Genomic DNA, 22674 nt, shown 5'->3' with positions numbered 1-22674 from the left:
ATATTCTACAACTACAGAATCTGGCGCTGAAATTTCTTGATATATAATCCAATCTTTCCATAGTTCTTTATAGCGACGGATTTCCCTAATGAAGAGATTGACCCTACCCCTGGTATTTTTGTTCCTCTTTTCCTGTGGATTGCCTTCGCTTTCCAGAGATCCACTAGAATTCCTAACTTTCCTTAGGTTTTTCACAGGCCCACAGTTTACTGGATTTACTCTTGGAGGTGCGGTCTCTGGTCTCGTTCCGGGAACTTCGGTAACCCTCAAAAACAACCAAGAAACGGTTACTGTTAGCACTGACGGAAATTTTACATTTCCGACAAAACTCAGTACAGGTCAAAATTACAATGTCAGCTTTGTTACCAATGGGGCTGGACTTACATGTTCCATAACCAATGCCCAGGGTGTAGTCCAAAATAGCAATATAACAAATATTAGTATTACTTGTGGGGCTGGCGCAAACTTCTATGAAGTAGGAGTGAATGTTTCTGGAATCAGTGGAACCATAACCGTCCAAAACAACGGGGCAGAAACATTAAACATATCTTCGAACGGATTAACCAAATTTTCAACATTAGCCGCGACAGGTTCTAACTATTCTGTGGCTCTCACAGCACAGCCTGCTGGTACAATTTGTTCGTTTGATGATCCCACACTAACCATGGGAACCATTGCAGCAGCGAATGTTACGATCTTTATCACATGTGTGAATGGATATATTGTAGGTGGGAACGTCCATCCTACCATCAGTTCGGATCTAGGCACAAACCTAATCGGAAGACAAACTTTCTTAAAAACAATCTCAGGTTCATTTCCATTCAATTCGGGTGGAGGTGGTGCCAGTCCTGGTGGAGCTGCCGCAACTGCCGGCCCAACAGCTGCTCGGTTTAATGGACCCAATATGATCACAGCCGATAATAATTTTATTTACTTGGCTGATTCGATCAATGCCGTCATTCGTAAGATTGACAAATCCAATGGAACAACCACCATCCTTGCAGGAGGAAACTCTGGGGGTGGTACAGTTTGTCCGGGAACTGTCACGACTAACTGCAAAGATGGTGTAGGAACAGCGGCAGAATTTAATGGGATCACAGGTCTCACCAATGATGGAAATAATTTATTCGTTTTAGAATCCAGTGGAAGAAGGATTCGTAAGGTAAACTTAGCAACTTCTGTTGTTTCCACTTTTGCTGGATCCGGAAATGCAGCGGCAGCAGATAACACATCGGGAATTCTTGCTTCCTTCAACAATCCCTCTTGGATTTCACTTTTTAACGGGAACCTCTACGTTGTGGATCGAGGAAATTGTACCATTCGTGTGATTAATCCCATCACCACTGCTGTCAGTACAATTGCCGGTGGACCTACTCTTTGTAGTTTTGCCAACGACCCAGTAGGAACTAATGCTCGTTTTGTGTCACCGATCGCTGTGGTTGGGCTTGGTAGTTATCTTTATGTCACAGACATTGGGGTTGGCGGAGGTCATAAAATACGGAGAATTTCTCTGAGTGGAACAAACCCAGTAGATACCATCGCGGGGGATGGAGTGCAAGCATCCACCGATGGAATTGGAACCTTGGCACAGTTTAATGATCCTCATGGAATCACAACGGATGGAACCAACTTATTTATCTCTGAATGGTCAGGACATAAAATCAGACATTTAAACCTAAGTACAAATAAAGTCACAACCCTTGTAGGAAGTGTTTCCGGATATTCAGACAATACTGGTGGGAATGGTCTTTTGAATTTTCCCGGTTATCTATTGTCAGATGGTCAAAATATTTACATTGCCGATACAGGAAACCATTCTCTCAGAAGAATCGAACCATCAGAAGTTTTACGTTATACATTTGATGGAAACACAAACGACTCCATAGGAACTAACAATGGTACCATTGCTGGTTCTCCTACTCTAACTGCAGATGAAAATGCTCTTGTGAATGGAGCATATGAACTACATGGGGGTGGTGACTTCATTCAGTCTACCACAGGTATCACTACACCTCAGATTTCTGATAACCTCACCATTTCTGCCTGGGTTTTTCCTGCAGGGGGAACCGGTTCTCAGTTTATCTTTTACAATGGACAAGGTGGGGCCAATGGATACGGGCTCATTTTCGATACTACGGGTACTTCTAGAAGATTATCTGTGTCCCTAGGTGCCGTAGGACCAAGTGGCAATACGACTGCGAAGTTACCACTCAACCAATGGACACATGTGGTACTCCAACGTTCCTATCCAAACTGGAAAATCTACATCAATGGATTACAAGATCCTTTGGTATTTACGACAAATCCGAATCTTCCCGCTGGTACATTTAAGGTTGGTGATGCAGGAAATGGTTATTATTTCAAAGGGAAAGTCTCCGATGTTCGGTTTTTTAAAGGGGCTATCGATGATGAATCCATACGAAGGTTGGCTGTGCAAATTCCCGCAGGTCTTGTCACCTACTATCCGTTCAACGGAAATACAAAAGACTATGGCACAGAAAAAAATGATTTAACAGTCACTGGAGCTACACCCACCTTCGATCGCAGTGGCAACCCAAATAGTGCTTACCTCTTTAACGGTGCCTCTTTTATGCAAAAATTAAGTCCCACTGGATTGCCAATGGCGACTGACCCAAGAACCATTTGTGGATGGTTTAATAAATCAAGTACTTTTGGGGAATACATTGTGGGATATGGATCCTTCACAAATTCGCAAGGGAATGGACTTGTGGTTTCGGATACCGTTACAGGTATGTTTGGCGTCTCTAATGATGTCACAATCTTTCATGAAGGTTTTCGAAACCAGTGGATGCATCTCTGCGGTACCTTTAATTCCCCAAATGTTGAAGTTTATGAGAATGGAGTTTTACGTGTTTCTGCCTCAATGCCGACTTGGTCTACACTACCCGGTCCAAGCCTAGAAGTAGGAAGACGTCTCGATGGCGCTGGCCAATTTTCAGGTGTCCTTGATGAAATTCGGATTTATAACCGAGTTCTTTCTTTATCCGAAATCCGTACGCTCTCCGGTGCTTATCCCACACAAGTTAGCACCTGGAACCAAACACCTGCTAGTAGTAGTTTGAAATTTTTTCTTATGCCGGAAGCTGCTTCCTTTGGACCAGGAGCTTGCAGTGGCGGGGCAAATTGTATCGGGATTGTGGACGACCGCAGCGGGAATGGCTTTCATGTGAGCCAAGGCACGGGAGCCCAACAGCCAATTTTTAGTGCTACTGGCATCAATGGATTCAAGGCGATACGTTATTCTGATACCGCAGGAACTTTTTTATCGAGAGCTTGTACTCCTGAATTAAACACCGCTGCTAATACTATTTTTGCGGTATTCAACGATTTAGGTGGAGGTGGAAGCGACGGACTTTTTCAAAATGGTGCCTATTTAGCCGGTAAGTTACTGTATTTACCGGATGGAGGGGGAGGAAAACTTGTAAGTTTGTTTGATCAGGTAATAAATACTCCTAGGTTAGTTACGGATTTATCATTTTATACAGCCAATACAATCACCCTCCTCTCTCTTGAATACAATGGGACATCAGGGAATATATATAATGCTGGTGGTGTCGTGAGTTCTACTAGTTCGGGACCTCCTACCTACAATTGCGGAGGTGGAACCCTTGATATTGGCAGGTATTTTTTTGGAGGAACACCTCCAGGAGATGGTGATTATTTAGATGGTTTTATGGGAGATTTTATTTATTACGACCAAGCCCTCTCCAATAGTGATAGGGAAATTGTCGAGTGTTATCTATCCAATAAATACAGCCTACCGGTAAACCATTCCTGTAAATAAGGAAACTTACATGCGGGATAATACAAAAATTTCAGTCCTTAGTAAAATGAACTAAGAACTGAAATTTAAAAAAATAAAGTTATGTAAAACTTAATTCCAATTGTTGGTTTTAGGTTTTGCAATATTCACTTTCATTTCACGGTTTAGAATATTTTTTCCGTTTAAATCATTGATAGCGTTATCTGCTTCTTTACGTTCTTTCATTTCGATAAAACCGAAACCTTTTGAACCACCAGTATACTGGTCTGTAATGATTTTTGCAGAAGATACTGCTCCGTGTACTGAAAAAAGCTCATTAAGCTTGCTCTCGGTCATTTCGTAAGAAAGGTTGCCTACATATATATTAACTGACATTTGATTTCCTCAAATTTTGATTTTGACTCTTAAATTTTAATGATTTAGAAACGACTTTCCCAAGAGGAAATTAGGTAAAAACACAACGAAAATGCAGGGGAAAACTTTAAGGGAGATCAGAATGCAAAAAAGTGAGGACTACTTAGAGGTTAAAAAAACGCATTTATTTTGAATCTGTTACCAGCTAAATTTAGTTCCATTTAAATAGAAAGCCCAATTCATTTTTTTTCATTCCTTATAGGCAAAAAAACCGATTTATCAATAAATTTTAAAGATAAGATTAATTCTTATACAAATTTTGTTTTGTTATTCTTTTTTGGACTGAATTGAAAGCCTGAAAAATTTGTAACATACATGATTCTGAAAAAGAATGTGGATGAACCAACATAATCATTGAATCAAACTGGAAGTAGTTCATTATCAAGTGCATCCTTAACTTGCGGAAGCTCATATTATTTACTTTGTGTGGAACAGTAACATTTGAATTTTACTTCACATCGTTTTTTGTTTTAAATATTTGAAATCCTATACAAACCATCCATAAAAGCCAAAACAAACTTCCCAAAAGACCAGTCAGAGGAATTTCTTTTACATAAGGAATTACTATGGCAAACAATTCCCATTGCGCTAAAATATAAACCAAGGAAGAAACCATTCCGAAAACGGCAATCCATCTTGGAAAAACTTGATCTCTCCAAATCAAAATAGAAACCATCAACATCCAAAGAATGGTAAAGAGTTGGCCTAAATGTTCACCAATCAAAACACCAAACAAATGGTGAATAGCTTGGAAATTAACTAAAACCGCAGTTTTCACTAAATCAGAACTGAGTGGATCCATATACAAATTAGCAAGGATAGGAACAACAAACACCCATCGCAAAAGCCCAACCAACTGAAAAAACAAAGAAACGATTCCAAACATAACAGCCGCTAAAGACAATAATGGGTTATTTTTTTTTGTCATTTGATACAAATAAAGGTACCCAAAAAGAAGTGGTAGTCCCGAAATTCCAAAAAACCACCAAGTCCACACAAGGAAAGGACCGGCCTTGTGAAATTCCGTTAAAATAGTCTCAGCTGGTTCCCGCAAAATATCAGGATATTGAAAATTCAAAATTAAGATTGTATAGGGTATTTGAATGAGTAAGGGAATCATAATAAATATCATTCCTATATAACGATTTTCTTTGATTGTTTGATTTTGCATACTTTCCTCTTTAAAAAAATACTGAATAACTAATTCCCGGTGTGGGATTGAGTTCTGGAGAGGCACCATCTGCAACAAGTAGAATGATACCGAAACGAAAACTAAGACCTTTCCACAACATAAATCGATAACCCAATTCGTACATAAATGAATCTTTATTTTTATATCCTAAATTAATTCCTTTTCCATAGGATAAATAAGTATAAAAGGATGATGGTTGTTCTATAAATGAATTTAACTTCGTAGGTAAAAACCAATAACCAAATCCAACTTTATAAAACTCAGTTGTGATTCCAGGATCAAAATTGGTAACATAATAACCTCCATGTATAGAAAACTGGTCTTTTCTATACTCGCCGCCGACGGAAGGAGCACGAAAAAAATTTGCACTGTATTCTTCTTTTGAAAAATTAGAATTTCCGAAAACTGGATCTTGTATCAAAACGAAGAAGAATGGAATGAGCCAAATAACTAATTTCAAATGTTTTCCTTTTTTGAAAGTAAGTGTAACTCAAAACCAATCCTTTGTCGCCCCACCCCATCGGATGGGACCTATCTTTTATAAAAAAAACTAATTTCATTCTTTGAATCATCTGACAGTTATGGAATATTCTTCAAATGATTGGAACTATCTTACTCGGTGCAGGTTTTATACAGTCTGTGTTTCTTGGCCTTTACTTCTATCGCGAAGAAAATAAAGGTAGAAAGTTCAGTCGTGACTTAGGTTTTTTATTTTTTTTTCTTTCCATCATTATGATCTGTAACCTGGTTTATTTTTCAGGAAACCTGAATGAATTTCCTCATCTTATCAAATTAGGATATGGGTTCGGATTTAGCATAGCTCCGTTTTTTTCATTTGCCGTAACCAGGTATTTTGGAATTCCCAAAGAAAATCGCATTTGGTTCGGATTGTTTCTATTGGTTCCAATTTTATTTTTTATCTTTCATATTCCATTTTTTCTATTGAATGGAGAAAAGAAACTTTTGTTTCTAAAGAACACACTTCCTATCGAAGTATTCAGTGAATCAAACTTGCTCCAAATGATGACTTTATTCTTCTCACTCATTGTTTTTATGCGAACCCGTTTCCGATTCCAATTGGTTCTCAGTGAATTTCCGAAAGATTTTCTCAGAGAAGGAAAACTTTTTTCTCAATATATTTTGCTTTTGGTGTTTTGGTTATTTCTCTGCATTCTACTTTGTATTTTTATTCCTGGGCAAATTTCAGAAAGTATATCTAACATTGGTTTTTCGGTATGGATTCTTGGTTTTGCATGGCACCGCATTTATCTCGATCAAAAAGAAGATGAGAACCACCAAATTTTTAGTTCGAATCAAAACACAAACAAATACCAAAAGTCTTACCTATCGGATCAAAAATTAACTGAGTTAGGAAAACAATTCGATGTTCTTTTGAATGACAAAAATACCATTTCAGATGGAGATTTAACTCTTAACAAAATTTCTGAAATTCTTGGAGTATCCTCTCATACCACTTCACAAGTTTGCAATCGGTATTATGGCCAAAGTCTAATTGAAATTATACGAGAAAAAAGGATAACATTAGCGAAAATTGCATTATTAGAATCAGAGACACCTGTACTTCGCATTGGTTTTGATATTGGCTTTAATTCCAAAAATGCTTTTAATAGGGCCTTTAAAGAACTTACCCAGTTAACACCTTCAGAGTATCGAAGAAAATACAAATCTTAGCCAAAAGAAACAATGGAATGAAAGTTCCTTTTGGCTAAAACACTGCAATCTTTAGGCTTCGTTCAATTTTTTAGTATCTTTTAAACTAAAGGCAATGAGAAAAGAAACCATACAAGTGACCATTCCAAAAGCATACACTGCCGCATAACCAAAGTGATTGGCTACAAAACCCGCTAGCGGTCCTGTCACTCCCAATGCTAGATCAAAAAAAGCTACATAAGCTCCAAGAGCGACACCGCGAAACTTTGCTTCCATATTTTTAACGGCTTCTACACCAAAGGCAGGGAACACGAGTGAATAACCAAAACCTGTCAGTGCGGCACCTAAAAATGCCAAGGAAGAATGATTTGTCTGCCATAACAAACCTTGTCCGAGTATCGCAACAGCAGAGAAAATCATGGCAATTTTTTTACCACCATACTGGTCTACTGTTTGAGCAAAAAAGATTCGAGCAGCTACATAGGCAGTTCCAAAAATGACCATCACCCACTCTGCATTCGCCCATCCTTTTTCTTTAAAAAGTAATGTATTAAAACCTGCAATCCCCGCAAAACAAACGGCGGCAAAAAATAGTCCTAGACCATGTTTCCAAACTTTGGGAACCACTTGATAAAATGGAATCCGCACTTGACTTGCAGGTGGAACTTTAGGAACAAAATAGGAAATGATTCCTGCAAAGATAGGAAATAATATCGATAGAACCACCCCACCCTGAAATCCAAATTGATGAACCATTAGAAACCCTAAGGGTGCAGAGATGGCAATCGCTGCATACATCGCCATTCCACTCCAAGCCATCACACGACCAGCGTTAGCTGATCCAACCAAACCAACACCCCAAGAAAGGGCACCCGTGATGAGTAAACTCTCTGAGTAACCCAACACGATTCGTGCAAGAAGGAGAATGACAAGTCCCAATGTTCCTTGAAAATAAACGACACCGAAGCTAACAAAACCGGAAATCACACTAAAAAATATTCCCCGGAGCACTGCCACTTTTGGACCTTTTAAATCCGATAGCGAACCGGAATGATGGCGACTTAGTAATGTCACAAGTGACTGAGTTCCTAGTATGATCCCAAGCCAAACATCACTTAAACCTAAGGTTCCTTTAATAAATCCCGGAAGTGTTGCAATGGGAATACCCACGGAAAAAAATCCCAAAAGAACAATGACTGCAGTAACAATAATATATTTCATAAAAAATTCCTCATCCTAAACTTAACGGAACAAAACATTTGTTAGAAGAGCAGATCCATAAAGTCCAAGTCCATAGACAATGTGAATGGCAATATTTCTAAGACGCACTTGGTAAGGTTTGGGAGTTTTGGAAGCAGCAATCCCTATTCCCATAGCCGGTTGCATGAACAACCAAGGAGCCAAAACAGTTCCAACGCCCACAAGAATTGCAGGTTGGACCGTCGGATTCTTTAACCACTCTTCTCCCCAAATGACAGGCAAAAGAAAGGAAAAGAAAATCCCTATGGCATAATGGGAGGTCCAACCCAGTTTGGTTTCATTCGGGATCGCCTCAGCTTTTCCCATCGAGGTATGGAAAATTTTCCCTCGAAACAGATAACCAACCCAACGCCCCAAAAGCCCCAGATCAAGCGAACTCACACCAAACGTTTTCTGTAATAGAAACCTCCAAATGTCCATAGCTGCCGTAGCACCTATTCCAACAGGAACGATCTTCCAATAATTTTCTAAAAGAAAAGCCATAATATCCTCCAACATTCATTCTATCATTCAATTGTTTTATTGAATGATAGAATGTCTATAGTTTTTTATTAGCGGATACAAAATTTCTTGCCTGAAATCGGATTTTTCTTTTTTAGTGAGATAGTATATGAGAAGTATGGAAATCATTCCACGTATGAGCGAAGTTGCCAGTATGCTTGGAAACGAATCTCGCCTGATTTTACTCCAACTTTTATCAAATGGTGAAAAATCAGTGGAGATTTTGTCTGAAGAATCAGGCATCCCAGTTGCCAATACTTCTCAACACCTCCAGGCTTTAAAAAAAACAAATTTGGTTACTACTCGTAGAGACGGAAAAAGAATTCTTTACCGTTGGGAACAAGGACCAATGAAAGATTTGTTTTTCGCTTTAGAAAAGTTTGCAGTGTTTAGTATGGCAGAACGAGAAATCCCTTCTAATGCTGCGGTTTCCTCTACAAAACAAAACATCAACTATACGGAACTGCAAAAGAAAATAAAAAAAGGCGGTACCCTCCTTATTGATGTGCGTTCTAAAGAAGAATATAAAAAAGGCCATATTCCTGAAGCAATAAACGTTCCATACAACGATCTATTAACTCATAAATTTCCTAAAACCAAAGAGGTTATCGTCTATTGCCGAGGACCACTTTGTTTGTTATCTGTGAATGCAATGAATCTCTTGAAATCACGCGAAATCACCGTATCACGTTTTGGCGGGGGTTATAGTGGTTGGATAGAAAATGAAGAAAACTAAACTTTTAATCAAAGCGAATAGTTTAACAAATAACTTCGATCAAGCTGGAAACTGAATTTTCAATTGGAAACTTTCATCGGAAATCTTAACCTCCAAGTTTCCATTCAATAGTGATAATCTCTTTTTAATGCTTTTCAAATCGAAGTCAGTCTTTTGTTTTTGAATTGATAGGTTCAGTAAGTTTCTTTGATTAATACTAAAAGTGCCATTAATAAAATCTAATTTCCAAACAGATTCGCCTCTACCATACTTAATATCATTAGTACAAACTTCATATAACATATAATATATATTCAAAAAATAACTTTGGTTTTTACCGATAATTTTTATTTCATTGAAATAATTCAAAAATTCATTAGATGGAGAAAACTCAAACTCTCTCCCAACATCAGAATATCTTCTTAATAAAGTTAAATGTAAGCCTGTGACAAAGTTTTCAAAAATTAAATTTTGATCTTCTATGTAAAGTAATTGGTTACGGAGCGATTGGATGATCGAAACAACTCGATCATAAATATAATCCAGATCAAAAGATTGTTTTACCGATTCGTTTAAACTTAACATTTTTCTTTCCAAAAAAACCTTTAGATCCGTTAAATTCGCGCCCAATTGGTCGTGAACCATTAATTGCATTTCTGCCCTTTGTTTTGACAAAGCTTGTAAAGATTCTTCATGTAAGGCCATTTCTATATTTGCTCTAGATTCAATAGCGTAGGCAAAAAATTTACTCAAAGACACCGTCTGAAAAATTACATAAAACAAATATCCTAGAATTAGATATAATCCGCCGTGAACGCCATAAAAGTTAAGAGATATTGATAAAATACAAAACAAAGCAAGTGAGAAGAGAGCAATTCCCATAGAATACAATCCCTGTGCTTCTTTTTTATGTTTATAAAGTAAATAAAAAGAGAATGCCAAAAACATTACCAAATACACAACGAGATAAAGAAAATTCAGATAATATTGAAAAGTTTTAGAAACAAATGGAGTAAACAAAGCAAGGATAGCGCCAATAAAGAAGAAATTTTTTATGTATTTGTATTGTTTCGACCTAAACAATTCACTCAAAAATAAAATAGAAAACAGAAAGGTGAAGATATTTACATAATGTAACCATATAGACTGAAACTCAAAACTCTGCATTGGAATAAAATAACCGTGTGATTTGCTATTTAAAAAAGGGATTCGAATTAAAAAGGTTATACAGACTATTGAAAAATATAAGAAGGCACGTTGGTTACGGTTAATGAAATAAAATGAAAGATGATACAAAACAGATCCGAAAATTAGTCCAAAAACAAAAATTTCAACAATTAGATTCCTGCTTTTATACAAATCGATTTGCGGAGGATAACCAATTAAAAACTCACCTCTTGGCCCACCCTGATAAAAATCTTGATTTGCAATTTGAATAACTATATCCAGTTCTAATTGGTCTGTTAAAAACTCAATCGTTGAATTTGTTCTATCAGGTATAACTTCAGCAAGTTGAGAGGATACCTTTCCTTTCTCCTGAATAAGTTCACCATTGATGTAAACTTTAGATGAAGAAAACAAATGCATAAAATAAATAGAAAAATGTTTTAACTTAGAACTATTTTGAACCTTAATTCTTTTACGATAGGTTGCAAAACCTTTTGCAGAAAACTTCTGGCCCGCTAAATCTAGATTAGTCCAAGGCCGAAATTCAACAATTGGAACACCACCTAACAGAGAATTTATCGGAAAAACCTTTGGATCGAATAACTGGTTCCAATAGAACTCCCAACCAGATGATAAATTAATTGGAAGCGAATTTTCCCAATTTGTATCAGATAAATCTATGTAGGCGCTATTTTGAAACTTTTCACTTAATTTTTGGTAACAATTTACTGGAATCGTCGCGATTATCAAAAATAAAATAATTTTTCCAAAACATCTCATTATAAAATAAAATATTCTTGCACTTTGAGCGCTAATTCAGATCGATTATGAACCTGCAATTTTCGATAAATCGATTTTACATAGCCTTGCACCGTATGTTCACTTAAATCCAAAAATTTTGATACCAACGGAATGGTTTTCCCTTTGACTAGTAATTCCAGAATTTGTTTTTCCCGATCCGTTAAATATACTTTTGGCCTATCAATAGGACGCCTAAAACTAGAAAACACTCTTAGCGCAATAGTCGGAGTGATATAAGCTCCGCCACCTAACAGAACTTCTACAATATTTTTTATCTGACCTAATTCCGATTTTAAAAGGTAACCAAGTGCACCATTTTTAATAGAATTAAAAATCATCTCATCAGAATTCATATTGGTTAACATAATTACTTTTACGTTTTCATTTTTCTCTGATAAATTTTTTACGACTTCGATTCCGCTTATACCTGGTAACATAATATCCAAAAATAATATATCGATATTTTTATGTTTGGGATCTCGTAAAAGCATCTCACCAGTTTTCCAAAAAAGAATCTCCGATACATTGTCCAATTCAGAGATACGATTTTTTAGCTCTTCCAGAAAGAAATCGTCATTTTCCAAAATTCCAATTTTGATCTTATTAGGTTCAACTATACTTTCATTTTTAAGCGACATGTTCTCTAGTCCCTGCCAATGTTTCGTAATATTTCCAAAAATTTCCATTCGGTGTTCGTTTATCTTCTGATAGGGAAAATTCCGTTTTTAGTCCTAGAACATAAAACATTTCGACTTCACCTTTGTTTTTGGCATTTATTTTTCCCCTGTATTCGCATTCAAAAACGTCTTTAATGAGATCATAGGTTTCACCACTAACATTGATTTTTCCTGGAGTCCCCGAAGATTCCATTCTAGAAGCAGTGTTCACTGTATCTCCCCAAACATCATAGGCAAATTTCTTTTCTCCAATCACACCTGCAACTAACGGACCTGAATGAATTCCTAATCGAAGTTCCCAAAATGGTAATCCTTGATCTGCTTTGATTTGTTTCATTAAATTCATAAATGCTTGGATCTCCAATGCAGCAAGAACTGAATCGATTGCATGTGTTTGATTTCGTTTTGGAATTCCACCAGCACACATATAACTATCTCCAATCGTCTTTAGTTTCTCTAATTTATATCTTTCCGTAATTTTATCAAACTGAACAAAACAAGCATCTAAATCTCGAATCAATTCTTGTGGTGATAAGACTTCCGCGATTTGAGTAAACCCTTTAAAATCAGTAAACATAACACTCACATTTTCGTATAAGATTGGTTCTGTGGCTCCTTTTTCCTTCAACTCCTTTGCAATATCAACAGGCAAAATATTGAGCAAAAGTTTTTCATTTTTTCGTCTCTCTTCCTCGGCAATATTTCTAGAAATCTCTAATTCTTGAAATAAGGCAGAACCATAAATAATTCCAGCTAATTGTTCTCCTAAAATAGATAGTTTCGAAATATCTTCATCCGTTAGGTCCATCGATTTATCTGAATTTGATAAATCAAGTAACCCGACAACTTCTCCATTCAATATCATAGGGATAAAAAGGAACGATGTGATCTTACAAACATTAATCACCCATTTTTCATCTTCAGAAAGTAATCTTTCTATCTTTTCCAGATCTTTCGGCATATAAATCGGCTTTTTCTTACGCAAAGTCATCTGGTGACCTCCTGCTGCCCCCTTCAGAGGTACTCTCATTTCATAAATTCTATTTTTTTGAAATTCCGTAACATATTCGGGGACCTCCATCTCCAAAAACCGTAGATATCTTTTTTCACCATCAACGACTAACAATGAATAATACATAATTCCGAAATTTGTTTTCACATAGTTGTGTATTTTTTTCATGATCAAATGAATATCCATATTCTCATTGATATCCTTGATAAATCCATTTAACGCCAAAATATCTTTTTTTTGTTTTTCCGTTTGTCTTAGGAGGTGAACCCTTTGAATGACACCTGCCACTTGAGCACATAGATGTTCAATGGATCTGGCTTGCGATTTTGTCAAATTCAGTCGCTCTTGAAAATTTGAGAACATAATTAGTCCGATAGTTTCATTTTTTAAAACCAATGGCACATGTAAAAAAGAGGTGGCTTTAACTCCTTCACCGATACGTTTATCAATCTCAAATTCAAATCGTTTAATTTGAGGCAGTAACATACTTTTTTTCCGTTTCCAAACTAAATAAGCAATCCCCCCTGATTCATTCATAGGAATCCTCAAATTATTGACAAAAGCTCTTTGTTCTTCAGAGGCATCAATAAATGCCTCCGCGTGAACACTTTTGATTTCACCATGGTTTTCATCTAATAAAAATAACCAAGTGCCCATAATTCCATATTTTTGATTCACGTATTCTGCAATGGCAGTTATAATTTTTGGCAATTCAGATTCAGAATTGATTACTTTCGTTAAGAAATTGATGGCTTCTATTTCCTTTTTGGCTTCTTCGGATTGAATCAGTGCATTATCTGCCTTAACCTTTTCTTTAGCCAATGCAAACATTGTTTGATCTAACTTTACTGCCGTTGATCGTAAAAAAACAAACGATACAAGATAAAAAGCCAAACCAATCGGAGATGCAACAAATAACGCGTGATAAATTGTTATGCTTAGTGGAAAAACTTCACTTAAGTTCAAAACATAAAAAGACATCGAAAGCGGAACAAAAAATAAAATCATTAACGAAACTCGATTTCCAATCAAAGTAGCTTGTCCCGAAGTAGGAATGGCTCCCAGTTTGATGATAAAAATAGAAATCAAAAGTGCTGGAATACATTGTAATTCACCAAATGAATACAACGGAATTCCCATTGTAGCTGGTAAATTGAGGAAAATAAGGATGTCACCAAAAAATAATGATAGCACAATGAGATTAGCCATCCTATTACGTTTCTCTTTCCAAATAGTAATCCATTCTTTTAAAAAAAATGTCATTCCAATCATACCAAGTAATCCAAAAGCATTGAGTCCGAAGTTTCCCGAAGAAATACGACCGAAGGAATATTCATAAAATCCTCCAAAAAAATAGGGAGTCCAAAGGATAAACGATAAAAGGAGAGATCCAAAATCTAAAAGTCGCACCATTTTCGGAGACTTTCTACCAAATAACGCATAACAGAAACGTAAATGGATTCCTGGTGTGAATACAAATAATGTATAAAAAATTTGTTCTAATCTTCTATGTACTATTAATGGCAAATCAAATTTAAAAGTAACCATAACGATCGTAAAAGCACCCGCTAAAAAAAATGATATGGATGCCAACATATTCAATTTGATATCAGGATTACTACCGGCGATATAAATGGCCAAAGCAAATACCATAACACTAGAGAAAAGTGGAATTAAAAAATAAGGTCGATTGTAAGCTGTTATCTGGTCACTCGGATGAAGATAAAAAGAAACTAAATAAGCAATCAGGATTAAAATCGTAGTGATAAACCCCGATAAAAAGTAAAACAATCCCCTTTGTTTGAATAATAAATCATTTAGATTCAAAAAATCTGACCGAAAAATTCCATATCCAAGGATTGATAACGGAAGAAATGCAAAACTACTTAATGGAAATACTGGATATCCAACTAAACTTAATAAATTGGTAATTAAGAGAAAACTACATATATGAAGACCCAAAAACAAAAATTTTTTTGACTCAAAGTCTTTTTGATTCTTCATCCAATAATGAATGGAGGTTGGAGTGTAAACAAATATGTAATTAATAACTAAAATTACTCCCCAAATTTTAAGAGGGAGTTCAGCAATTGGATATTTGCCAAACGAATAAATAAACCAACCACCTGTAAAATCATAATGTGTGAAAAGTCCGTAATAACCAAACACTAGAGTAAACATAGCCAATAAGCCGGAGATGATCAAATATCGGTAAGATTGATTTGTCAAATAGTATGTTAAAAAAGCAGCAGACGGAGATAATAATATAACTCCAAAGTAGCCAACACGATTCCAAAACAATAAAGTAGGTTGGTCTTGAAGTAATGTACGTAATGATAGAACTAAACCGAGGGAAGCAAATGAAAAACAAAAACAAATGAAACTGAACAAAAGTTTACGATTCTCAGATCTTTTAAGTGCGAGTATCCCAAGTGCAGTGAGTGTCAATCCAACCAAGGTCGTAAAAAAATTTGGTATCGCCCAAGGAAGTTTATGCCAAATATATTCGATTGTAGAAGGATTTGTCGAAAGTTCAGGAAATGGTAACATTGGTCCTCAGTATTGTGCCGGTTATCATTCAAACGAAAGTGCGTTACGTTTGAATCCGTCAGAATTTACCTTGAAACCTTGGTTTGGAAATAAATATTTAATTAGATCTTCCCCCCTGTTTAGGGGGTTTTAGTATTCATGAACCCAAAGGAGTATTCTGCTATAAACTAAGGATAGTTCCCTATTGTCGATTTAGCCTATCCATGGACCATCCAATTTGAAATAATTTTACCTTTTAACATCCCAAATACAACGAACAGAATGTACATAAAAATCGAAAGAATTTTATGTTACCTCTAGATTGTTTTCATTTTTTTAATAAATCGGCAATTTCCTTATGACCAGAATCTAAAGCTAAACTCAAAGCAGATTGGCCTTTTTTATTCTTAAGATTGGGATTGGCTTTGTTTTTCAGTAGGATTTTTACTATCTCCAAACTTCCATCTCTTGCAGCTAATATCAAAGGAGTTTGTCCCTCCAAACTATCAGCACAGTTGATGTCAGATCCAAGTGAAATTAATTCTTGAACCATCATTTCATTTTTAACAAGAACAGCTAATATCAAAGGAGTTTGGCCAAACTCATTCCTTGCTTCTAAACCAGCCCCAGCTTTTACAATCGATTTCACAAAATCAATAGATCCGCCTTGGACCGCCCAAAAGAGCGGAGTATAGTTATGTTCATCCACTTCATTAACATGGACACCGGTTAGACGCAGAACATCAAAAAGTAAAATTTGGTTTTCCCTTGCTGCGTAAATCCAAAGTAATTTTTTTCTACGTGTATAATCCAAAAAGAACAAACTTATCAAAATAAAGACAAATAAAAAAATACCAAAAGCTCTTTTCGCCGCATACTTTGTCTCAGGATGAAAGAAAAATACAGAATTTTCTCCCAGAATGCGGATTACAGATTTGTATTTTTTAACAACTAAATACACCAAAAGTATGTTAGTTGGAAGTGTAAATGCTATCAAATAAGGAATGTTTACGATTTTCCCATTACCCGCATATAAAACAAAATAAATGGGGAATAGAAGGATCAGAAATCCATAAATCGTTATACTCTGTGCAATGTATCCTTTTGTGGATCCACCTTTGGCAAACACAAGCCCTCTATGAAAACTCATTAGTTGCAACAATAAAGAGGTAAGGATGGCCCAAATAACCGAACTCAATATTTGTAATGAAGGAAGTGGTATAGGCATGTCCCAACGATTTTTACTCATACCAACATAAAGACCAGCAAGAATGGCAACTCCTCCCACCAACCAAAGGGAAAAGAAAACTCGAATCGAATGTCTTGCCCTTCTCATTCTTGAGATTTTGTCTTCTACGATATCTTCTTCACCGAGGATATCTTCCACAGCAGACGCTGCACGTATGGTCCCAAAAACAGAGACAGCAATGTAATAACAAAGAAAGGAAGCCGCAAGAAGATTTCGTTTCCAAGAAACATCGCCCGAAAGATAACGTACAAAAACAATCAAAAGAATAGCCAATACTGGCGGGGTGAACAAACGAATGATGGAAATCAATCCGCCACGAAATGGATTCATCTCAGGAAGGTTTTTGTCTGCATTCATATTATTTTGCCACCCCTTTGGCACCTTCGTCTTTTAAATTCAAAATATAGTTTGCAACAGCTGTTAGTTTTTCATTACCTAAATACTTTTGAGAAGGCATTTCAATAAATCCCTCTCTCACTTTTTTGGGCATGGAAGCAAAAGAAACAACTCCGTAAACATCCTTCTTATACTTTTCTTGAATTTCTTTAATGGGAGGACCCACAGTGCGTAACGTCATTGAATGGCATCCTGAACAAACTGCACCAAACACTTGTTTTCCCAGTTCTCGTGCATCCGATTTTGATTCTCCTAGCTTCGGGTCACCAATCATAGTTTTAATTTTTTCAGTAGTGTCTGTTGGCTTACAAATTCCATAAGAACTCGTTCCAATTTTTGTAACAGAATCAGGAGAAATTAAACAATTGTCTTTCCCTTTTCCTGAAGCTACGACATCATATCCTTCCGGAAAAATTCCCACCTTCCCACCATTAGGTGATTCTGGGATTGGATTTCCAGAAAAGATGATCCTTATCACATAGAAAAGCCAAGAGATAATATCATTCCACTTCCGTTTCCCGTTATCGATAAAAACATTTTCCAATACTTTGTTTCGGTCTGGATTTGGTTCCACATCTGGATCCGGCGATTTTGAATTAGGAAGTAAGTTGTTATCACCAATCCCAATTCCAGCAAAACTATTCCTGCGTATGATATTTCCTTCTATGGTAACTTCATCTCCGGCCATCACACCAATTCCGATTCCAGGAGGAACACCAGCAACCAATGCTCCCGGTTCCGCAAAATTTCTATGGTTGTTATCAAATATAAAGTTTTTTCTTATGATTACGTTTTCTACCTTTTTTAATGGGAGTCCAGGTAATGCAAAAGCAACAATTCCTGCTGAATTATCGTAAACGGTATTTCCTTCGATCAAAACATTCGTTGAGTTTTCGATTTCAATCCCGATAACACTTCCATACACTTCGTTCCGTCTAACATCAACATTGTGACACATCCCGATATATATGGCGGCATCAGCAATTCCTAAACTAACCGTATCTTCAACGACTACGTTTGTACCCATTGTTGGATAAATTCCATAAATTCCTGTATTTTCTACGATGAGTTTACGCATAATGATGTTACCTGCACCTTGAGTCATCACACCATTTGCTTTATAGTTTTTAATATGGAAATTTTCGATTAAAAAGTTGGCACCGGATCCAATCACACCATCATTTAACTTCCCAACTCCGTCTAACACAGGCCACTTGCCATTGACGATCACTCCAGATAAAGTAAAATGAGTTTTATCCACGAACAAAAATTCATTGTAAACACCGGGATATACTTTAACAGTATCTCCTTTTTCAAGGGAATCAATTGCCTTTTGAATGGATTCTCCTTCATGGACTTCCAAAGTTCGAGAAAAAATTTGTGAAGACAAAAAGAAGAAAAAAAGAATCGCAAAAGAGAATTGGAAAGGATTCTTTTGATGGACGATCTTAGAAACACTAAAGAATAGAAACTTTTTTTTAAAACTCATTATTTTATAGAACTCCGATTGTGATATGATTCAATTTCTAGTGCCACTGGCAGACCCGAAGGAACAGACTTAGGAAATTTTGGCATACTCGTTTCATCAGTCAATGTATTCAGAAAAGAAATAAGTGAACTAATTTCTTTTTCACTAAGCCCCATTTTTCTAACATGCCAGTGGATTCTAAGATCACTCGGCGCTCCATTTCCTCGTCCCCCACCTTCATTATAAAAGCGAACAACGTCTTCTAAAGTATTCAAATTTCCCGCATGCATATATGGTGCTGTTTTTGCAATGTTTCTCAAACTGGGAACCCGGAAGGCTCCTCTGAGTAAATCTTGGCCAGTGATAGTCTCTCTACCAAAGTCCCTTTCTTTGGAATCCAAAACCCCAATCGTTGCAAAAACATTATTTGTAAACATAGGGGGAGGATGGCATTCCGCACATCGAGCCACAAAAGAACGGAAAATATTATAACCTAACAGTTCTTCTTTGTTTAAAGCTTCCTTATCTCCTGTAGACCATTTATCAAACCGACTACTAAAAGAAACGAGTGACCTCTCAAATGCAGAGAGAGCATCAATCACTAAAGATGCCGAAATTTTTAATCTTTTTTTTCCATAAGCTTGTTCAAACATTTTTTGATAATAAGAATTTTCATTTAACCTTGATTCAATGACCTCAGGAGAACTAGCCATTTCATCAGGTGAATACAGTGGACCTTCTGCTTGGTCTTCTAAATTGGAAGCTCTTCCCTCCCAAAATAAATGTTTCATATAAACTACATTCCACAAACTCGGTGCCGAACGTTTGAGTATAACTCCGTTTTTTCGCGTCGGTCCATAACCAACTCCATCTCTTCCTATACTTTGTTTCCTGCCATCAGAGAGACTATAAGCAGGATGATGGCAATGAGCACATGACAATTGTTTATCGCCGGAAAGAATAGGATCAAAAAATAAGTATCTTCCCAAATCAATGACTTTGGGATCTAATTTAACTTGTGCGAGAGTTTGTCCAAGGCCACCGTTTTTTTCTAAAGATTGGACATAACGATAATCAATCACACAAAAACCTTTTTCAAAGTTTAATCCAGGAGGGCAAACCGAAGAAAGTTGAAAATCTAAGGGAGGTTCCACGACCTCAAACTTAGATTGTTCTGGAATGATTCTAGACTCTTCTTTGGAACAATTACAAAATAAAACAAAAGAGACAATGAACCCAAAAACAAACCAAAACTTCACAAGACAAAGGAAACATAAAGAGAAAAAGTGAAAAATCTTTTTAATATTGAAAACCAAAAGAAAATAAGCCTTTTTACCATAAAAAATATTAGTAGTGTGAGACACATTGATATTTATCAAGACTTACTCTCGCATTCTTAACACTCACTATTTCCTCAAAAAAAAATCAGTATAACATGGGTTAGATTCTATACTTCGTTTTCTTCCAATTTTGCCTGGAACAAAAGAAAACCTAACGTAGCAATGACTCCTCCAAAAAATATAAACAACTCTGGTCCAAATCCTTTAGTTTCCCAATTAGTTCCGGCAATTAACAAGTAGATAACGGGAGCAATGTATTGGTTGATAAACAAACCGACAAAAGTCAATTGGTTGGCAAGCCCCCCTTTTAAAAATTTCCAAAGAAACAAATTGGGATTCGCTAAAATGGTAGAAAGAGCCAGAGTTGCCATAAACACCATCTCGAGTGGAGAAATTCCTACACGGGCGTCCATTGACATACTCAGGTAGGTTGGATTTTGGAAGATATGCCCAATTAAACTAATTCCACCAGGAACAAGCGCTAGGTGGATCAAAATATCATCCAAAATCCAAATACTTTTTGGAGTTTTTCGCAAATACAAAAGGATTTCATAAATACTAAAGAACACAAGACCAATGGATGTAAACACAGAAGTCATCACCAAACTTGACTTAGGATTGATATGAACTGCCGGTGCCGATAACAACATCAAAATGGAAGAAATATTCCCACCACCCACAATCATTAAAAAGGCAAGATTGGCTGTGAAAGGCCAAAGATGAAAATGTCTCGTGGAAAGTCGTAATCCGACAATCACAAGTAGAGAAATGGCTGTAAAAATTGATAATACTGGTCCATCAGTTCGGTAAAAAAATGGAACACCTAAAATCCAAGCACCTAACACAACCAATGCCCCTACCAAAATCGTTATGTCAAGAATCTCAGCCCAGGTTGCAAAACGTTTTTCCATACAGTTCTCCTACTCTTCTAAACTGCATAGATTGGCCTTGGTTTTTCTAATTTTGCAATTCAAATTTTTATTAAAGAATCTTCTAAACAAAAGTTTGGAAAAATTTTTGTGAGGTCGTTCCCCATGGGATTGGTGTTTCAATATCCCTATTAGAAGGGTCGGGCTACTCCGGGGTGCGCGTTCGCTTCCGTCTCACCTAATGTATAGGTGAGACCAAGCCCTTCGTATCCCTAACGAAAGAGATATTACCCTTTCATACAATCCAATATCCTTTTTCACTCGATTCCAAACTTACCTAAACTGGAACCCATATTGATTTCGATTTTCAAACATTCCTAGTTTGATATTTACGATTTTTTCCAAGGGACTTGTAATCTGTAGAAGCGAATTTGGACTAACATGTAGATAAACAAGTGTCGTTTTGATATCAGCATGTCCTAATAGTTTCTGTATATAAACTAAACCGTACCCATCCTCCAAAAGATGAGTGGCAAAGGAATGCCTGAGTGTATGCACAGTTCCATACTTTTGGATCCCAGCGAGTTTTCTAATTTTTTGAAACGCAGCTTGGATGGCCCTGGGACTTACAGCAACGTCCTTCCCTTTATGAGAAAAAAACAAATAAGATTTTGGATTATAAATTTCAATATATTCTTTTAGCAAAACAGCCGTTTTATCCGCCAAAAGTGCATACCTAGAGTGACCTCCTTTTCCTGAAGCGATAAAGATGGCCTTTCTTTCAAAGTCAATATGAGATAGTTGAAGGTTTACCACTTCACTGATACGTATCCCAGAAGAATAAAGTAAGGTAAAAATATTTTTTTCCCACACAGTACGACAGCTAGAAAGAAAATTAACAATTTCGCTTTGACTAAATACCGCAACTACCGTTCGTTTCCGTTTCGGGACAGGAATCAATTGCATCATGTCTTTTCTTTCGATTATATTGTAAAAAAATAAAAGTGCACTGTAAAAGTTGATGAGTGTGGAATCAGATTTATTTTCTAACCTCAAGTAGAGGAAAAAATCATATATGTCAATTGGTTCCAAATCCAAAGGAGACTTTTGAAAGTATCTAGTGACCACCTTCATACAAGCAGTATAACATCGAATTGTCTGATTTGAATATCCATGTACGATCATATCATTGATCATTTTATCTTTTAATATACCCATTAGTACATGAGTTTAAATTGATTAGAAATAAAAAAGTTTTTTCAGAAATACACATTTGTTTTATAAGCAAATACAGTTGAACTTTTGTGTCAAATTGATCGAAACAGGAAACAAAAGAATACCCGATTTTCTTAAGTTCAGCTTCCAACTTTTGATAAATTAAATAATTAGGATTACTTCAAATCACCAAACTCTCTTAAAAATTTGAATCCCATAATTCCATTTTCTTTCTTTGAAACTTTGACTTGTCCCAATCGAAATGATGTTTATCCAAAACAATTGGATCCGGTTCCAGTTGACTGGCTTTTTTAACATTTTTCAAATGTTTGATTTTGGAAAACTTATCTATGAGATATAGGTAAGCCTCCTTGTATTTTGATGATTGTAACTTCAATGTCCAAATCAATCCAT

16 protein-coding genes are annotated in these 22674 nt (G+C 36.3%); 3 read left to right on the top strand and 13 right to left on the bottom strand.

Features of this window, described 5'->3' with window-relative positions; translation table 11 throughout:
• Window positions 1-88 precede the first annotated feature (88 nt).
• A complete protein-coding gene (locus EHR07_RS15990) occupies window positions 89-3805 on the top strand; it encodes a LamG-like jellyroll fold domain-containing protein (RefSeq protein WP_135745972.1) in 3717 nt (1238 codons plus the stop codon).
• A 90-nt stretch (window positions 3806-3895) separates the two neighbouring features.
• On the opposite strand, the gene EHR07_RS15985 is transcribed toward EHR07_RS15990, so the two are convergent.
• From EHR07_RS15985 to EHR07_RS15975, 3 genes are all read right to left on the bottom strand, one after another.
• On the bottom strand, window positions 3896-4159 hold the full coding sequence (locus EHR07_RS15985; RefSeq protein WP_135745971.1) for an RNA recognition motif domain-containing protein: 264 nt from the start codon (window positions 4157-4159) through the stop codon (window positions 3896-3898).
• Between the two features lie 487 nt (window positions 4160-4646).
• On the bottom strand, window positions 4647-5369 hold the full coding sequence (locus tag EHR07_RS15980; protein WP_135745970.1) for a DUF4386 domain-containing protein: 723 nt from the start codon (window positions 5367-5369) through the stop codon (window positions 4647-4649).
• A 10-nt stretch (window positions 5370-5379) separates the two neighbouring features.
• A complete protein-coding gene (locus EHR07_RS15975; protein WP_135745969.1) occupies window positions 5380-5850 on the bottom strand; it encodes a hypothetical protein in 471 nt (156 codons plus the stop codon).
• A 137-nt stretch (window positions 5851-5987) separates the two neighbouring features.
• On the opposite strand from EHR07_RS15975, the gene EHR07_RS15970 reads away from it, so the two are divergent.
• On the top strand, window positions 5988-7082 hold the full coding sequence (locus tag EHR07_RS15970; RefSeq protein ID WP_135745968.1) for a helix-turn-helix transcriptional regulator: 1095 nt from the start codon (window positions 5988-5990) through the stop codon (window positions 7080-7082).
• 51 nt (window positions 7083-7133) lie between these two features.
• On the opposite strand, the gene EHR07_RS15965 is transcribed toward EHR07_RS15970, so the two are convergent.
• Together EHR07_RS15965 and EHR07_RS15960 are read right to left on the bottom strand one after the other, a co-directional pair.
• Window positions 7134-8282 (bottom strand): MFS transporter, encoded by a 1149-nt coding sequence (locus tag EHR07_RS15965; protein ID WP_135745967.1) that lies wholly within the window; start codon window positions 8280-8282, stop codon window positions 7134-7136.
• Window positions 8283-8303: 21 nt separating this feature from the next.
• Window positions 8304-8804, bottom strand: coding sequence for a DUF2938 domain-containing protein (locus tag EHR07_RS15960; protein WP_135745966.1), 501 nt, complete (start codon window positions 8802-8804; stop codon window positions 8304-8306).
• Window positions 8805-8940: 136 nt separating this feature from the next.
• On the opposite strand from EHR07_RS15960, the gene EHR07_RS15955 reads away from it, so the two are divergent.
• Window positions 8941-9558 (top strand): ArsR/SmtB family transcription factor, encoded by a 618-nt coding sequence (locus EHR07_RS15955; protein ID WP_238753678.1) that lies wholly within the window; start codon window positions 8941-8943, stop codon window positions 9556-9558.
• 39 nt (window positions 9559-9597) lie between these two features.
• Here EHR07_RS15955 and EHR07_RS15950 read toward each other — a convergent pair whose 3' ends face one another.
• The 8 genes from EHR07_RS15950 to EHR07_RS15915 form a co-directional block, all read right to left on the bottom strand.
• The gene (locus EHR07_RS15950) at window positions 9598-11454 is read right to left on the bottom strand and encodes a 7TM-DISM domain-containing protein (RefSeq protein WP_238778224.1); all 1857 of its coding nucleotides are present in this window, start codon (window positions 11452-11454) and stop codon (window positions 9598-9600) included.
• Window positions 11455-11483: 29 nt separating this feature from the next.
• The gene (locus tag EHR07_RS15945; protein ID WP_135745964.1) at window positions 11484-12143 is read right to left on the bottom strand and encodes a response regulator transcription factor; all 660 of its coding nucleotides are present in this window, start codon (window positions 12141-12143) and stop codon (window positions 11484-11486) included.
• The gene (locus EHR07_RS15940) at window positions 12133-15744 is read right to left on the bottom strand and encodes an adenylate/guanylate cyclase domain-containing protein (protein WP_135745963.1); all 3612 of its coding nucleotides are present in this window, start codon (window positions 15742-15744) and stop codon (window positions 12133-12135) included. The genes EHR07_RS15945 and EHR07_RS15940 overlap by 11 nt, the downstream gene beginning before the upstream one ends.
• 307 nt (window positions 15745-16051) lie before the next feature.
• Window positions 16052-17329: an ankyrin repeat domain-containing protein gene (locus EHR07_RS15935; protein ID WP_135745962.1), complete on the bottom strand. Its 1278-nt coding sequence runs from the start codon at window positions 17327-17329 to the stop codon at window positions 16052-16054.
• 1 nt (window position 17330) lies between these two features.
• A complete protein-coding gene (locus EHR07_RS15930) occupies window positions 17331-18857 on the bottom strand; it encodes a parallel beta-helix domain-containing protein (RefSeq protein ID WP_135745961.1) in 1527 nt (508 codons plus the stop codon).
• Complete coding sequence (locus EHR07_RS15925; protein ID WP_238778226.1) at window positions 18857-20215, bottom strand: cytochrome-c peroxidase; 1359 nt, start codon at window positions 20213-20215, stop codon at window positions 18857-18859. Before EHR07_RS15925 ends, EHR07_RS15930 begins: the two co-directional genes overlap by 1 nt.
• Before the next feature lie 68 nt (window positions 20216-20283).
• Window positions 20284-21087: a hypothetical protein gene (locus EHR07_RS15920; protein ID WP_135745960.1), complete on the bottom strand. Its 804-nt coding sequence runs from the start codon at window positions 21085-21087 to the stop codon at window positions 20284-20286.
• Between the two features lie 291 nt (window positions 21088-21378).
• Window positions 21379-22263: a tyrosine-type recombinase/integrase gene (locus EHR07_RS15915; protein ID WP_208739811.1), complete on the bottom strand. Its 885-nt coding sequence runs from the start codon at window positions 22261-22263 to the stop codon at window positions 21379-21381.
• Window positions 22264-22674 lie beyond the last annotated feature (411 nt).

The sequence above is a fragment of the Leptospira bandrabouensis genome, assembly GCF_004770905.1.
Classification (GTDB): Bacteria; Spirochaetota; Leptospiria; order Leptospirales; family Leptospiraceae; genus Leptospira_A; species Leptospira_A bandrabouensis.
This window is presented reverse-complemented; position numbering and strand designations above follow the sequence as displayed.